At 49.9% G+C, this 14847-nt stretch carries 8 protein-coding genes, 11 tRNA genes and 3 rRNA genes; 2 read left to right on the forward strand and 20 right to left on the reverse strand.

Features of this window, described 5'->3' with window-relative positions; genetic code table 11:
* Positions 1–42 precede the first annotated feature (42 nt).
* From sigW to RAC89_RS10230, 18 genes are all read right to left on the reverse strand, one after another.
* Positions 43–600 carry an RNA polymerase sigma factor SigW gene (gene sigW / locus RAC89_RS10145; protein ID WP_373430015.1) on the reverse strand — a complete coding sequence of 186 codons (558 nt, stop codon included), beginning with the start codon at positions 598–600 and terminating at the stop codon, positions 43–45.
* A 386-nt stretch (positions 601–986) separates the two neighbouring features.
* The gene (gene ppc / locus RAC89_RS10150) at positions 987–3773 is read right to left on the reverse strand and encodes a phosphoenolpyruvate carboxylase (protein WP_306613361.1); all 2787 of its coding nucleotides are present in this window, start codon (positions 3771–3773) and stop codon (positions 987–989) included.
* 220 nt (positions 3774–3993) lie between these two features.
* Positions 3994–4064, reverse strand: a tRNA-Gly gene (locus RAC89_RS10155).
* Between the two features lie 6 nt (positions 4065–4070).
* Positions 4071–4147: transfer RNA gene (locus RAC89_RS10160), tRNA-Pro, on the reverse strand.
* A gap of 23 nt (positions 4148–4170) precedes the next feature.
* Positions 4171–4247, reverse strand: a tRNA-Arg gene (locus RAC89_RS10165).
* A gap of 8 nt (positions 4248–4255) precedes the next feature.
* Positions 4256–4330, reverse strand: a tRNA-Gly gene (locus RAC89_RS10170).
* Between the two features lie 10 nt (positions 4331–4340).
* Positions 4341–4416: transfer RNA gene (locus RAC89_RS10175), tRNA-Lys, on the reverse strand.
* Between the two features lie 8 nt (positions 4417–4424).
* A tRNA-Gln gene (locus tag RAC89_RS10180) sits at positions 4425–4499 on the reverse strand.
* A gap of 7 nt (positions 4500–4506) precedes the next feature.
* A tRNA-Thr gene (locus RAC89_RS10185) sits at positions 4507–4582 on the reverse strand.
* Positions 4583–4585: 3 nt separating this feature from the next.
* Positions 4586–4661 (reverse strand) — tRNA-Val (locus tag RAC89_RS10190).
* Positions 4662–4776: 115 nt separating this feature from the next.
* Positions 4777–4848, reverse strand: a tRNA-Glu gene (locus tag RAC89_RS10195).
* Between the two features lie 4 nt (positions 4849–4852).
* Positions 4853–4925, reverse strand: a tRNA-Thr gene (locus RAC89_RS10200).
* Between the two features lie 3 nt (positions 4926–4928).
* Positions 4929–5001 (reverse strand) — tRNA-Asn (locus tag RAC89_RS10205).
* Positions 5002–5006: 5 nt separating this feature from the next.
* Positions 5007–5123, reverse strand: a 5S ribosomal RNA gene (rrf, locus tag RAC89_RS10210).
* Positions 5124–5206: 83 nt separating this feature from the next.
* A 23S ribosomal RNA gene (locus tag RAC89_RS10215) occupies positions 5207–8117 on the reverse strand.
* A 266-nt stretch (positions 8118–8383) separates the two neighbouring features.
* Positions 8384–9918 (reverse strand): 16S ribosomal RNA (locus RAC89_RS10220).
* Together the 16S, 23S and 5S rRNA genes with 11 tRNA genes alongside form the textbook arrangement of a ribosomal RNA operon.
* Positions 9919–10205: 287 nt before the next feature.
* Positions 10206–10424 carry a hypothetical protein gene (locus RAC89_RS10225; RefSeq protein WP_306616080.1) on the reverse strand — a complete coding sequence of 73 codons (219 nt, stop codon included), beginning with the start codon at positions 10422–10424 and terminating at the stop codon, positions 10206–10208.
* Positions 10425–10619: 195 nt separating this feature from the next.
* The gene (locus RAC89_RS10230; protein ID WP_306613363.1) at positions 10620–11231 is read right to left on the reverse strand and encodes a stage II sporulation protein M; all 612 of its coding nucleotides are present in this window, start codon (positions 11229–11231) and stop codon (positions 10620–10622) included.
* Between the two features lie 118 nt (positions 11232–11349).
* Here RAC89_RS10230 and pdaB point away from each other — a divergent pair, with 118 nt between their 5' ends.
* A complete protein-coding gene (gene pdaB / locus RAC89_RS10235) occupies positions 11350–12135 on the forward strand; it encodes a polysaccharide deacetylase family sporulation protein PdaB (RefSeq protein WP_306613364.1) in 786 nt (261 codons plus the stop codon).
* Between the two features lie 28 nt (positions 12136–12163).
* Here pdaB and RAC89_RS10240 read toward each other — a convergent pair whose 3' ends face one another.
* The gene (locus tag RAC89_RS10240; RefSeq protein ID WP_306613365.1) at positions 12164–12763 is read right to left on the reverse strand and encodes a KinB-signaling pathway activation protein; all 600 of its coding nucleotides are present in this window, start codon (positions 12761–12763) and stop codon (positions 12164–12166) included.
* 137 nt (positions 12764–12900) lie between these two features.
* Here RAC89_RS10240 and gerD point away from each other — a divergent pair, with 137 nt between their 5' ends.
* Complete coding sequence (gene gerD, locus RAC89_RS10245; RefSeq protein ID WP_306613366.1) at positions 12901–13701, forward strand: spore germination lipoprotein GerD; 801 nt, start codon at positions 12901–12903, stop codon at positions 13699–13701.
* 46 nt (positions 13702–13747) lie between these two features.
* Here gerD and RAC89_RS10250 read toward each other — a convergent pair whose 3' ends face one another.
* Positions 13748–14824, reverse strand: a complete 1077-nt coding sequence (locus RAC89_RS10250) for an Mrp/NBP35 family ATP-binding protein (RefSeq protein WP_306613367.1) — start codon at positions 14822–14824, stop codon at positions 13748–13750.
* Positions 14825–14847 lie beyond the last annotated feature (23 nt).

The following is a 14847-nucleotide window of genomic DNA, read 5'->3' on the forward strand; positions in this document are numbered from 1 at the left end:
GATTGATTCGGGCGAATGTTTCAACGGAATGCAATTTTTCCACTACAAAATAGCCTCCAACTTTTTCCGTAAAAATTCACGTCCCCGGTGTAAGCGCGTTTTAATCGTCGTCACAGGCATAGACAGCGTATCGCTAATTTCCTGTAAGGAGAAATCCTGAAGGTACCGCAATATTACGATCGCCTTATATTTCTCCGGCAAGGTTTCGATCGAATCCCGGATCTGCTGCTGCGTTTCAGATAGTGTAACCTGATCCTCAGGCCCAGCATCCTGGCTCGCTAGGGTAGCGTACCAGTCTCCCCCTTCGCCGTCGCTCAGCTCCGCATCCAGCGAGTAGCTCGCCTTCTTCTTCCGCAGCCGGTCAATACACAGGTTTGTCCCGATGCGGTAGATCCAGGTCGAGAACTTCTGCTGTTCATCATACCGGTCCAGATTCGTATATACGCGCATGAACGTCTCTTGCACGATCTCCTCCGCCTCATGGCGGTTATGCAGCATCCGGTATGCCAAATGATAAATCTTATCCTTATACAGCTCCACCAATTCTTCAAAAGCGGCGCGGTCACCGCTTCTGGCTAGTTTGGCGAGCCTGGTGTCCATCGAAATCACCCATCTACCTCCAAGATCCGCTACAACCTTATGGGATAAGGTGCGGATTCGTCAGGATGCCGCTTCACTTTCAGCTAGCACAACTCCTGCCAATAGTAAGAGCATACCAAACCATTACCCCATCTGTACATACTCATGCGGAAGAAAATTACCGGTCTGCCGCGGTCAAGGCATTTCCATACCTATACTGGCTATTTCCATTTTAAACATTCCTACGGCTTTATAGCTGTTTTGGTTTCAATCCTGCATGCGGCACTCGGCCTGATGTATAACATAGTGTGCTCCAAGGAGATACCAAAGAATCAAAAAAGAAAACCGGGCATCCCCTGTTTTAGCGAGATACCCGGTTTATACATAGTTATTACTAACCGCTGAAATCAACCGGTGTTCCGGAGACCTGCAGCAATTCCGTTAATGGTCAGCAGAACCTCCCGGAGCAGAAGAGCATCGTCGTCTCCTTGCTCACGAAGTCCTCTAAGCTCTGTAAGCAGCTGTACCTGCATGTAGCTAAGCGGATCAACGTATGGGTTACGCAGACGAATGGATTCTTGAATGACCGGTACGTTATCGAGAATTTCCTGCTGTCCGGTAATCTGAAGAATCAGCTGCGAGGTACGGTCATATTCTTCCTGAATCAGGTTAAAAATACGTTCAGCAACCGAGGAATTCTTGATCATATTCCCGTATTCTTTCGCGATAAGCAGGTCTGCCTTGGCGAGAGCCATCTGCAGATTGTCAATCAGCGAACGGAAGAATGACCAGTTCTGATACATATCCTTCAATACGTTGAGATTCTCAGGGTTGTTCTGATAGTAGCTGTAAAGGCCCGTACCCGCTGCATACCATGCCGGAAGCAGATAGCGGCTTTGTGTCCAGGCGAATACCCATGGAATTGCTCGCAGATCCTCGAAACGGTCACTGTTCTTACGCTTGGAAGGGCGGGAGCCGATGTTCAGCTCGCCGATCTCCGGCAGCGGCGTCGATTCTTTGAAGAACGTCAGGAAGTCCTCGTCCCGGAAAATCAAATCCTGATACTTCTGCTGCGCTTTCTCGGAAATATCACGCATAATGGCATCCCAAGCCGGCTCGGAAGGGTCAACCTGAGGATTCCGGGCGCTAAGCGCGCTGGTGATCAAAGCCGATGTCGCTTGCTCCAAGCTGCGGTATGCAATCCCCTTCATGGAGTAACGCGAGGACAAGACTTCCCCTTGCTCGGTAATCTTAATGCCGCCGCCAATCGTATCAGCCGGCTGAGCCATAATACTGCGATTCAGAGGCATGCCCCCGCGTCCTAAAGCTCCTCCGCGACCATGGAAGAACTTCAGCTTCACGCCGAATTTCTTCGCTGCAGCCGTTATGCTGCGAAGCGCTACGCGCAGCTCCCAATTCGCTGTGATCACGCCGCCGTCCTTGTTACTGTCCGAATAGCCAAGCATGATCTCTTGCAGATGATTCGTGCTGACAAGGCTGTTCCGGTATGCCGGGATCTGATACAGTGTGGTCATGATCTCCGGTGCGGCATGCAGGTCGTCAATCGTTTCAAACAAAGGAACAGATTGAAGCGTGCAAGTGATCGATCCATCTGGATTGTGCAAGTATAAACCGGCTTCTTTGCCGAATACGAGTACCTCCAGCAAATCGCTTGCCGCTTGAGTCATGGAAATCAGGTAGGTCGAAATACAATTCCGTCCGAACTCCTGCTGTGCCCTTTGAATGACGCGATATACATCAAGAGTTTCCTTCGTAGAATCAGAGTATTGCATGTAAGGCGAAGTGATCGGACGCGGTTCATTCAGAACCTCTGTCAGCAGTTGTACCTTCTCTTCTTCGGACAAGGCTGAATAGTTTTCGCAAAGACTCATTTTGGCAAGAATCTCTGTCATGGCTGCTTCATGCTCTTTACTATGCTGTCTTACGTCCAGGCTGGCCAGATGGAAGCCGAATAGCTCGACCTGACGTATCAGCTTCGTAACATAGGAATCGGCGATAAAATCCGCATAATGATTGCGCAGGCTGCGTTCAATGATTTTCAAGTCCTCAATCAGTTCATTCGGATTATTGTACTTACGGTTATTAGCAAGGCTCGCGTTATCCGCATTGTTGATCTTTTCGATCATGTATTTCACTTTAATGCGGTAAGGTTCCTTCTCATTGCGCCACTCATCCGTACGAAGATCGATGCTATCGCGGTCCTTTTGAATTGATTCCAGCAGCTCCGGAGTAACTTCAACGATATTCTTGCTGAAGCTCATGTGTCCAAGCAACTCCTGCAGAAGCTCAGCGTACTTGCTGATCGCCAGCTTCCGCTGCATGGAGAGTGTCTCCCAAGTGATGTTGGAGGTTACCGAAGGATTACCGTCACGGTCGCCGCCGATCCACGAACCGAACTTCAGGAACACCGGCACATGCCAGGATTGCTCCGGATAGTACTTACTGAGGCAGCGCTCAAGCTCTTGGTATACCTCAGGCAGAACATCAAACAGGGTCTCGTCAAAATAGTACATCCCGTTACGTACTTCATCGATAACGGTTGGTTTACGGTCACGAAGCTCATCCGTTTGCCATAGCGTAATGACTTCGCCAAGCAGCTTCTCCCGAAGCTGTTCTCTTTCACGGAAGGTCAAGCTCGGATTATCCAGCTCCATTACATCTTTCGCGATACGTTGATGAATGTCCAGTACGGCACGGCGCGTCGCTTCCGTTGGGTGAGCTGTCATGACCAGCTCCAGGGAAATACCTTGCAGAATCTCCTGAACCTCATCTGCAGGAATATTTTGCGCCTTCAGACCGCGAATGATATCCTCGATTGAGCCCGGCTGCACATTCTCTCCGGCAGTGCGTTCATAGTCGCGTTTACGGCGAATCCGGTGATTTTGCTCGGCAATATTGATAAGCTGAAAATATACGGCAAAAGCCCGAATCACCTGGTGACGAATTTCGGGTGCTAATGCATTAATCGTTTCCTTAAATTCTGCAAACAGCTCAGGTGTGAATTGGGCACGAAGCGTTTTGCTCATCTCTCTTATTTTCTCTACGATGACAAGCAGCTCGTTGCCGCCTTGATGAACCAAAACCTCGCCGAGGATATGGCCCAAAAACCGAACATCCCTGCGCAACAAATTGTTCGAATTGTTTTTGTTTAAAATTGTGACTGAATCCGACATGGTTTTCCTCCATCCTTACTAATCATAATGAGTATTTTAACACATCCTGGCGGAACGATGTAGTCCTTTTTCACGTTGAAGTGCAAAATTGTTTACAAAAATAATTGCCAGATTTGGTGTCTTTAAATTCTCCTGCCTATATTTATCCAATTTATCCCCTAGCGAAACCCCGAAATGAAAAAAGCCCCTATGCCAATAACTGACATAAGAGCTTACGATAAGCGGGTGATGGGAATCGAACCCACGCTACCAGCTTGGAAGGCTGGAGTTCTACCATTGAACTACACCCGCAGACGATGGTCGGGACGACACGATTTGAACATGCGACCCCCTGGTCCCAAACCAGGTGCTCTACCAAGCTGAGCTACGTCCCGTAGTATAAAGTATGAAGCTGTAATGGCGTGCCCTGAGAGATTCGAACTCCCGACCTTTTGATTCGTAGTCAAACGCTCTATCCGGCTGAGCTAAGGGCACATATGTTATGGAGCGGAAGACGGGACTCGAACCCGCGACCCTCGCCTTGGCAAGGCGATGCTCTACCACTGAGCCACTTCCGCATTATGAAACTGGTGAGCCATGTAGGACTCGAACCTACGACACCCTGATTAAAAGTCAGGTGCTCTACCGACTGAGCTAATGGCTCTTGAAGCATGGCTGGGGATCTAGGATTCGAACCTAGGCATGACGGAGTCAAAGTCCGTTGCCTTACCGCTTGGCTAATCCCCAACAATACTGGTGCCGCCGAGAGGACTTGAACCCCCAACCTACTGATTACAAGTCAGTTGCTCTACCAATTGAGCTACAGCGGCATATGGTGGAGGCTGACGGGATCGAACCGCCGACCCTCTGCTTGTAAGGCAGATGCTCTCCCAGCTGAGCTAAGCCTCCAAGTATTGCTATGACCCGTAGGGGATACTCATCACTGCGTGATGAGACTGCGAAGTATCGCTATCGAAGCTTATGCTCCGACGAACCCATGGGTTCTCATTAAAGGGTGTTGCTATGACCCGTAGGGGATTCGAACCCCTGTTACCTCCGTGAAAGGGAGGTGTCTTAACCCCTTGACCAACGGGCCGAAAAGCTTCCAACCGGGATCGAACCGGTGACCTCATCCTTACCATGGATGCACTCTACCTACTGAGCTATGGAAGCAAGCTCCCCGAACAGGACTCGAACCTGTGACAACTCGATTAACAGTCGAGTGCTCTACCAACTGAGCTATCAGGGAATAATGCTTGGCGACGTTCTACTCTCCCAGGACCCTTCGGTCCAAGTACCATCGACGCTGGAAGGCTTAACGGTCGTGTTCGGTATGGGTACGCGTGGTTCCCTTCCGCCATCATCACCAAACCGGATTTTTCGTTAGAAATTATCCATCAAGGCTTGCGCCTTGAAAACTGGATTCGAAACTTCAGCAAATGTCATATGCTTTATAGGATAAGCCCTCGACCGATTAGTATTCGTCAGCTCCACACGTTGCCGCGCTTCCACCCCGAACCTATCTACCTCGTCGTCTACAAGGGGTCTTACATACTGGGAAATCTCATCTTGAGGGGGGCTTCACGCTTAGATGCTTTCAGCGCTTATCCCTTCCGTACTTGGCTATCCAGCCGTGCCTCTGGCGAGACAACTGGTACACCAGCGGTACGTCCATCCCGGTCCTCTCGTACTAAGGACAGCTCCTCTCAAATTTCCTACGCCCGCGACAGATAGGGACCGAACTGTCTCACGACGTTCTGAACCCAGCTCGCGTACCGCTTTAATGGGCGAACAGCCCAACCCTTGGGACCTACTTCAGCCCCAGGATGCGATGAGCCGACATCGAGGTGCCAAACCTCCCCGTCGATGTGGACTCTTGGGGGAGATAAGCCTGTTATCCCCAGGGTAGCTTTTATCCGTTGAGCGATGGCCCTTCCATTCGGTACCACCGGATCACTAAGCCCGACTTTCGTCCCTGCTCGACCTGTTTGTCTCGCAGTCAAGCTCCCTTATGCCTTTGCACTCTTCGAATGATTTCCAACCATTCTGAGGGAACCTTGGGGCGCCTCCGTTACTCTTTAGGAGGCGACCGCCCCAGTCAAACTGCCTACCTGACACTGTCCCCGCACCCGATCAGGGTGCCAGGTTAGAACTCCGATACGATCAGGGTGGTATCCCAACGGCGCCTCCACCGAAGCTGGCGCTCCGGCTTCCTAGGCTCCCACCTATCCTGTACAGATCGTACCAAAGTCCAATATCAAGCTGCAGTAAAGCTCCATGGGGTCTTTCCGTCTTGTCGCGGGTAACCTGCATCTTCACAGGTATTAAAATTTCACCGGATCTCTCGTCGAGACAGCGCCCAAGTCGTTACGCCATTCGTGCGGGTCAGAATTTACCTGACAAGGAATTTCGCTACCTTAGGACCGTTATAGTTACGGCCGCCGTTTACTGGGGCTTCGGTTCACAGCTTCGGATTGCTCCTAACCGCTCCCCTTAACCTTCCAGCACCGGGCAGGCGTCAGCCCGTATACTTCGCCTTGCGGCTTCGCACAGACCTGTGTTTTTGCTAAACAGTCGCTTGGGCCTTTTCACTGCGGCCCCCTCGGGCTATTCACCCTACCGAGGCACCCCTTCTCCCGAAGTTACGGGGTCATTTTGCCGAGTTCCTTAACGAGAGTTCTTCCGAGCGCCTTAGCATGCTCTGCTCGCCTACCTGTGTCGGTTTGCGGTACGGGCACCTTCTCCCTGGCTAGAGGCTTTTCTTGGCAGCTTGAACTCATGACCTTCGCTACTTGAATTTCGCTCCCCATCACAGCCCAGCCTTACGGTTAGCGGATTTGCCTACTAACCAGCCTCGCTGCTTGGACGGACATCCATCAGTCCGCGTCACTATCCTTCTGCGTCACCCCATTGCTCATAACGGTTCACGGTGGTACAGGAATTTCAACCTGTTGTCCTTCGACTACGCCTTTCGGCCTCGCCTTAGGTCCCGACTTACCCTGAGCGGACGAACCTTCCTCAGGAACCCTTAGGCTTACGGCGGACAAGATTCTCACTTGTCTTTTCGTTACTCATACCGGCATTCTCACTTGTAACCGCTCCAGCTGTCCTCACGATCAACCTTCACCGCTGTTACAACGCTCCCCTACTGCCCATAATTGGACTCATAGCTTCGGTGGTGTGTTTAGCCCCGTTACATTTTCGGCGCAGAGTCACTCGACCAGTGAGCTATTACGCACTCTTTCAATGGTGGCTGCTTCTAAGCCAACATCCTGGTTGTCTTTGCAACTCCACATCCTTTCCCACTTAACACACACTTGGGGACCTTAGCTGATGATCTGGGCTGTTTCCCTCTTGACAATGGATCTTAGCACTCACTGTCTGACTCCCGGGTTAAAGTCTGCGGCATTCAGAGTTTGACTGGACTTGGTAACCCTTGGCGGGCCCCGCACCCAATCAGTGCTTTACCTCCGCGACTCATCACCCGAGGCTAGCCCTAAAGCTATTTCGGGGAGAACCAGCTATCTCCGAGTTCGATTGGAATTTCTCCGCTACCCCCACCTCATCCCCGAATTTTTCAACATTCGTGGGTTCGGGCCTCCAGTGCGTGTTACCGCACCTTCACCCTGGACAGGGGTAGATCACACGGTTTCGGGTCTACGTCTACGTACTTATTCGCCCTATTCAGACTCGCTTTCGCTGCGGCTCCGGCTTCTCACCTTAACCTTGCGCGTAAACGTAACTCGCCGGTTCATTCTACAAAAGGCACGCCATCACTCATTAACGAGCTCTGACTTCTTGTAAGCACACGGTTTCAGGTTCTTTTTCACTCCGCTCCCGCGGTTCTTTTCACCTTTCCCTCACGGTACTGCTTCACTATCGGTCACCAGGGAGTATTTAGCCTTGGCAGATGGTCCTGCCGGATTCCGACGGGGTTTCACGTGTCCCGCCGTACTCAGGATCCGTCTAGAGTCTCGGTTGCTTTCGGTTACGGGGCTGTTACCCACTTTGGCCGGCCTTTCCAGACCTGTTCGCCTACCAACCTGCACTCACATTGACGTCCTACAACCCCAAGGGGCAAGCCCCTTGGTTTGGGCTGTTCCGCTTTCGCTCGCCGCTACTGACGGAATCACTTTTGTTTTCTTTTCCTGAGGGTACTTAGATGTTTCAGTTCCCCTCGTCTGCCTCCTACACAGCTATGTATTCACTGTGTGGTACGTGAGTATTACCTCACGCGGGTTCCCCCATTCGGACATCCCCGGATCAAAGCCTGCTTACGGCTCCCCGAGGCATTTCGTCGTTCGCCACGTCCTTCTTCGGCTCCTGGTGCCTAGGCATCCTCCGTGTGCTCTTATTAGCTTAACCAATCGTTCGAATGATCTTGGTTCTCCGTTCCGTTGCGCTACGCACAAAGTCACTCCAAACTCAAGACATTCTCACTAGCAGCTAAAAGATCGATGATCTCGCATGCGCTCAATCATCACATCGTATAGATGTTTCGACATTTTGCTTTGTTTCGATATCCAGTTTTCAAGGAACAAGAGTTTTGAAAGGCATTGCACCTTTCAAAACTGAACAACGAGGAGAGTGAGTTTATGTCCGATGGCCTGCAGCCATCATGGACTCCATAGAAAGGAGGTGATCCAGCCGCACCTTCCGATACGGCTACCTTGTTACGACTTCACCCCAATCATCTACCCCACCTTCGGCGGCTGGCTCCTTGCGGTTACCCCACCGACTTCGGGTGTTGTAAACTCTCGTGGTGTGACGGGCGGTGTGTACAAGACCCGGGAACGTATTCACCGCGGCATGCTGATCCGCGATTACTAGCAATTCCGACTTCATGCAGGCGAGTTGCAGCCTGCAATCCGAACTGAGACCGGCTTCTAAGGATTCGCTCCGGATCGCTCCTTCGCTGCCCGTTGTACCGGCCATTGTAGTACGTGTGTAGCCCAGGTCATAAGGGGCATGATGATTTGACGTCATCCCCACCTTCCTCCGGTTTGTCACCGGCAGTCACTTCAGAGTGCCCAACTCAATGCTGGCAACTGAAATCAAGGGTTGCGCTCGTTGCGGGACTTAACCCAACATCTCACGACACGAGCTGACGACAACCATGCACCACCTGTCTCCTCTGTCCCGAAGGCCTGCCCTATCTCTAGGACATTCAGAGGGATGTCAAGACCTGGTAAGGTTCTTCGCGTTGCTTCGAATTAAACCACATACTCCACTGCTTGTGCGGGTCCCCGTCAATTCCTTTGAGTTTCACTCTTGCGAGCGTACTCCCCAGGCGGAGTGCTTACTGTGTTTACTTCGGCACCAAGGGTATCGAAACCCCTAACACCTAGCACTCATCGTTTACGGCGTGGACTACCAGGGTATCTAATCCTGTTTGCTCCCCACGCTTTCGCGCCTCAGCGTCAGTTACAGTCCAGAAAGTCGCCTTCGCCACTGGTGTTCCTCCACATCTCTACGCATTTCACCGCTACACGTGGAATTCCACTTTCCTCTCCTGCACTCAAGTCTCCCAGTTTTCAGTGCGAACCAGGGTTGAGCCCTGGGCTTAAACACCAAACTTAAAAGACCGCCTGCGCGCGCTTTACGCCCAATAATTCCGGACAACGCTTGCCCCCTACGTATTACCGCGGCTGCTGGCACGTAGTTAGCCGGGGCTTTCTTCTCAGGTACCGTCATTTCCAGGGCAGTTACTCCCCGGAACGTTCTTCCCTGGCAACAGAGCTTTACGATCCGAAAACCTTCATCACTCACGCGGCGTTGCTCCGTCAGACTTTCGTCCATTGCGGAAGATTCCCTACTGCTGCCTCCCGTAGGAGTCTGGGCCGTGTCTCAGTCCCAGTGTGGCCGATCACCCTCTCAGGTCGGCTACGCATCGTCGCCTTGGTGAGCCGTTACCTCACCAACTAGCTAATGCGCCGCAGGCCCATCTGTAAGCCACAGCTTGCGCCGTGTTTCCAAGCTCCTCCATGCGAAGAAGCCATCTATCCGGTCTTAGCTACCGTTTCCGGTAGTTATCCCAGTCTTACAGGCAGGTTGCCTACGTGTTACTCACCCGTCCGCCGCTAGGGTCCGAAGACCCTCGCTCGACTTGCATGTATTAGGCACGCCGCCAGCGTTCGTCCTGAGCCAGGATCAAACTCTCCAACAAAGTAAAGTTCGACTTGCTCATTCAAAGCTAGCACGAATCCGAAGATTCGTTTTATTTTCACTCTCTCGTTGTTCAGTTTTCAAAGGGCAATTACTGTCGTTTGTTGTCAACCGTTTCAGCGGCGACTTTATTAATATATCACATTCGCCTATATAATTGCAAGTACTTTTTTTTAAAGAAATACTTGGAAATGAGTCAAGCATCCTTGCGAATGCTTGTCCGTTTAGCGAACGAAAAATAATTTATCACAAACCAATCTTAAAAGTCAAGCCCTCGATAAAGAATCTTTAATGTTGCATTCGATTTCTTGCATATCTCGAGATTTCCTTAGGCGAAGCAAGTCGTGCGTACATACGGAAGATTACCTTGTAACGGGACTCAATCGCTGTTTTTATGTCGGTATCGATTCTTTTATCGTTAAGATCAAAGAGCATTTCGTCCAATTCCTTGCGAAGCACGTAATCAAGCTCTCTGCACTCACGCTCATTAAATAGAAAACCAATCATCCCTTTGGCGGCCCCTTTCAATAACCAAATCTTCATCTTAACAGACAACAAAAAAGGCATACCATCAAAGCTCGTTGTTCATGGTTTCAGTAAATTCTGGGCTTTTATGCATGCCTTATTCATCCAAATCAGTGTTATGCCTTACTGTTATGCACAGATTTTGGATATTTTATTAGTCTGTGTAGGAAGATTTTTTTAACCCTTAACAAGCCAGAGGGTAACGGTGCTTTCAATTACAGCCGCTAAAAATAAGATGACGACAAGCATTATGGCTAAAGGAACCAAGGACTTCATAAATACCCTCAGCTGCTCCCTCGACTTGGAAGAACGTGCCGGGCTTACTAACGCGAATAGATTTTTGAGGATCAAGAGACCCAGTCTCAGCCCTAACGCACTGGCCACGATAATCGCCGGAATTTCCAAAATGCCGTGGGGAACGATCCCTTTGATCAGCGCCCATAAGGAATCCTGCTTAACACTGACTGCCCCGATATATCCCAAAAGAAGCCCGTTCCCGATTAGAAAGAAAAGGGGAAAAATACCTATAAAAACCCCAAGCGCGATAATTAGTAGTGATTTCGACGCATTGTTCCAAAATATGACCCAAAACAGTGTCCATTGCGGCTGCTCCGTTTCTTCTACTGCCTTCGAAATTTGTTTAAGAGCTGCGAGCTGTGCGTCGAGAAATGCCTGAAATTGCTCGGAACTGGTCGCTCCCAATACAATCCCGATCACAAATACAAGTGCGGATGCAATTAAGTAATGCTTCATAACCTTCAGTTGCGCTAATGCAGCGGATAAATTCATTGTCGGCCGTTCCCCCTTCTAAATAAGTGAGCATATGTTGATGGTACGAGCATACATTTTAGTATCAGATAATGAAAACAAGCCTTTCTTGACGTTAGGCATAAGGAGGACAGGGAACGTGAATTATTTTTATGTAATGAACGGAAAAAAACTTAAACAAGCCCTCATCATTGTCGTAGCCTTTGTATTCGCCATTGGTATCGTGTATTCCGAGAGAGAGAATGTCACTGTGTTCTCCCCAAGCACTCCTGCCGCCATCTACAGTATACCGACCGATAAAAAATTGGTGGCTCTGACCTTCGATATCAGTTGGGGTGAGAAGCGCACAGAGCCCATTCTTAAAGTGCTTCAGGATAAGAAAGTATCCAAGGCGACCTTCTTCTTATCTTCTCCTTGGAGCAAGAGCCATCCGGACATTGTAAGCAAAATAACCCAGGGCGGTTGGGAAATCGGCAGCCACGGACACAAACATGTGAATTACAGCAGCCTGACCGATGAGGAAATCCGCACGCAAATTCAGACGGCCCATCAGATCCTCGGTGAGGTTACCGGAAAAGCACCTAACCTCATTCGACTTCCGAATGGAGATTTCGACAAGCGCGTGCTTCGTATCGCTAACGAGCTGAATTATACCGTTGTGCAGTGGGATACCGATTCGCAGGATTGGCTGAACAAGGGTGTCGATACTATTGTCAATCGTGTCGTATCTAAGGCTCATCCCGGGGACATCATTCTGATGCATGCCAGCGATTCGTCCAAGCAGACGCACGAGGCTCTCCCTAGAATTATCGATGAGCTCCGCGCTAAAGGCTATGAGTTTGTTTCCGTTAGTGAGCTTATGAAGCAGACCACAGTGGATAACAAGCCTCCCGTTGAAGATCAAACCATGAAACGAATCCATTGAAACTATATACGTAAAAAGTGAAGAGCCGTTACACCGGCTCTTTTTTGGTTTCTACAATTTTCGTAAGGATTAAAATTTGCCATACGTTGCAAAGATATAAGGGGACCAGCATAAAAAAGGTGGAGGCTGCGTTGTTTAAACGGATGGACGGCAAAGCTTCCAATGCCGTTACAAACACAAGAAAGAAAAATGTCGGAATCCAAGCCGATTTATTCGTTATTTTTACCTTTCGGGCGGCAACGATCCAAGACAGGACTACTAAAGTAACTGGAAGCACTAGAAAGATGGCCCAGCCTTCTTGCCCGGTAGAGCCAGTGTAGCGGAAGTACACCAAGTCAACTAACACAATCCCTACCAGTATCAACTGGATTAAATCCCAGGTCAGCTTGTTCCTGATCATTCCCATCATAATAAAGCGGACGATCAAATAAGCAAAAAAGCCCATCTGGCTTAACACACTTATGGTAGCTCCGGCCAGCAGCATGTTAATCATGTTAAACCCTATTTCCTTGCCGGCCAGTGTCATACTTTGATCAGTTGCCTGTAATAGTAGCCCTGCCGCTAACGCAGCTATGGAACCGATAACCAACGTTGTCCAGAACAAATAAAACCATTTACGCAATGTCACTTTATGTACCCCCATAGACTCGTTTATCAACACTTAATTGTACCAACCTTCACCTGAAAAAGCCAATATAGGCTTGATTGAAACAAGTCCTCTTAATCCATACTAAGTACAAACAGAAGGAAAGGAGCCTTGTTCTGATGAAAGCCAAATGGGTCAGACTTGTGCCTGCGTTTGCAATGGTGTGTCTTATGACTGCCTGCGGCTCCGACACTCAAGCCTCAACGACCAATGGTGCCGGCGGCTATAAGGAAACCAAATCAATGGTACTCGATATTCTTAAGACAGAAGACGGGATCAAGGCCATTCAAGATGCCAACACCAGGAACAATACAAAAATACAAATGTTATCAGCAGGTGATACAAGGCAGCTTCAGCTTGCAGTAAAAGATGTGCTGGTGGATACGAACAGTACAAAGTTTTTGAACAACATGATCACAGATCCACTGTTCGCCGGTCAATTCGCCAAGGCGATCCAAAAGGAAACGAAGCAGCTGCAAAAGGATTTGATGAAGGATCCTGAATACCAAGTGCAATTATTAAATGCTATGAAGGGTGCGGAGTTTCAAGCCATGCTGCTTGACACGATGAAGAGTCCGCAGTACAAACAACAAATGCAAACGGCTATTCAGGAATCGTTACAAAGCCCTCTCTTCCGGGTTGAAATGATGAACCTGATGAAGAAGGTCTTAGAGAATGAATCCAAGCCGAAATCTATGCAAAGCGGCCAAGGCGGTGGCCAAGGCGGTGACCAGGGCGGCGGCGGTCAAGGTGGCGGCAGTGAAGGCCAGGGCGGCGGCGGCGGTCAAAGCGGTGGAGGTCAAGGTGGCGGAGGCCAAGGCGGTGGCGGAGGAAGCCAAGGTGGCGGCTCCAGCGGCGGATCCGATAGTGGCGGCGATGGCGGTGGAGACGAGAAAAAGAAGAAAGAGGAATCTTCTTAAGCTCATGAAAAAAAGGACTGGCCCCGAGCCAGTCCTTTTTTATGAGCTATGCTTTTTCAATAACTTGACGTGCCATATCCAAGTAAATCTGTCCCGTAGCACTATCCGCTTTATAAACAGATGGGCTGTAATCCGGTTCCGACACATGGTTATCCGGTACGCCTAAAGGAATTTGCGCTAATAGCTGGGAATGCAGCTCTTCCGCCAGTTTAGCGCCGCCGCCGCGGCCGAAGATATAATCCTTATTGCCGCAGGAGGAGCAGGAATAATAAGCCATATTCTCTACTACCCCTAGAATTTCATGGTCGGTATGGAGTGCCATAGCGCCTGCTCTGGCGGCTACGAAAGCAGCCGTCGCATGAGGTGTCGTAACAATAATCTCCTTACTCTGCGGAATCATCTGGTGCACGTCTAATGCCACATCACCGGTACCCGGCGGCAGGTCAAGCAGCAAATAATCCAGCTCTCCCCATTCCACTTCGTTGAAGAAGTTGCGGAGCATTTTGCCCAGCATAGGTCCACGCCATATGACAGGGGTATTCTCTTCGACGAAGAAGCCCATGGAAATTACTTTGACACCAAAGCGCTCAACAGGGATAATCCGATTTTCTACCACATTCGGACGCCCTTCGATCCCCATCATATCCGGTACGCTGAAACCGTAAATATCCGCGTCCACCAAACCGACCTTTTTGCCCAGCCGGGCTAAAGCCACGGCTAAATTTACAGTAACCGTCGACTTCCCTACTCCGCCCTTACCGCTTGCTATGGCGATGAAGGAAACACCGGATCCCGGGTCCAGAATGGACTGTGCTTTCGCTGCAGGTGCAGGTTCGCTCGTTACCTCTTGTTTTCTCTTAGCCGCTTCATTCCGCTCGTAATCCGACATCACCCGAAACCGAAGATGTACATTGCCGGCGCCCACCTCTAGGAAGGCATTCGTAATATCGTGGTGCAATTGATTTTTATAATTCTCATCGTCCTTTGAAAGGATAACGGTCGCGGACACATGATCCCCTTTCACCATGATGTCACGCACCAAGTACAATGCAGTTAGCGGAACGCCAAATTCGATATCTTGAATATGTCCGATTGCTTCTAATAATTGCTCTCTTGTAACCACACCGTCACCTCAGCCATTGTATG

The organism is Paenibacillus sp. GD4, assembly GCF_030846225.1.
Classification (GTDB): domain Bacteria; phylum Bacillota; class Bacilli; order Paenibacillales; family NBRC-103111; genus Paenibacillus_G; species Paenibacillus_G silviterrae.

Coding starts and splice junctions, on each gene's coding strand:
- sigW (WP_373430015.1), bottom strand. CDS start 600: ATGGACACCAGGCTCGCCAAACTAGCCAGAAGCGGTGACCGCGCCGCT.
- ppc (WP_306613361.1), bottom strand. CDS start 3,773: ATGTCGGATTCAGTCACAATTTTAAACAAAAACAATTCGAACAATTTG.
- RAC89_RS10225 (WP_306616080.1), bottom strand. CDS start 10,424: ATGATTGGTTTTCTATTTAATGAGCGTGAGTGCAGAGAGCTTGATTAC.
- RAC89_RS10230 (WP_306613363.1), bottom strand. CDS start 11,231: ATGAATTTATCCGCTGCATTAGCGCAACTGAAGGTTATGAAGCATTAC.
- gerD (WP_306613366.1), top strand. CDS start 12,901: ATGAAAGCCAAATGGGTCAGACTTGTGCCTGCGTTTGCAATGGTGTGT.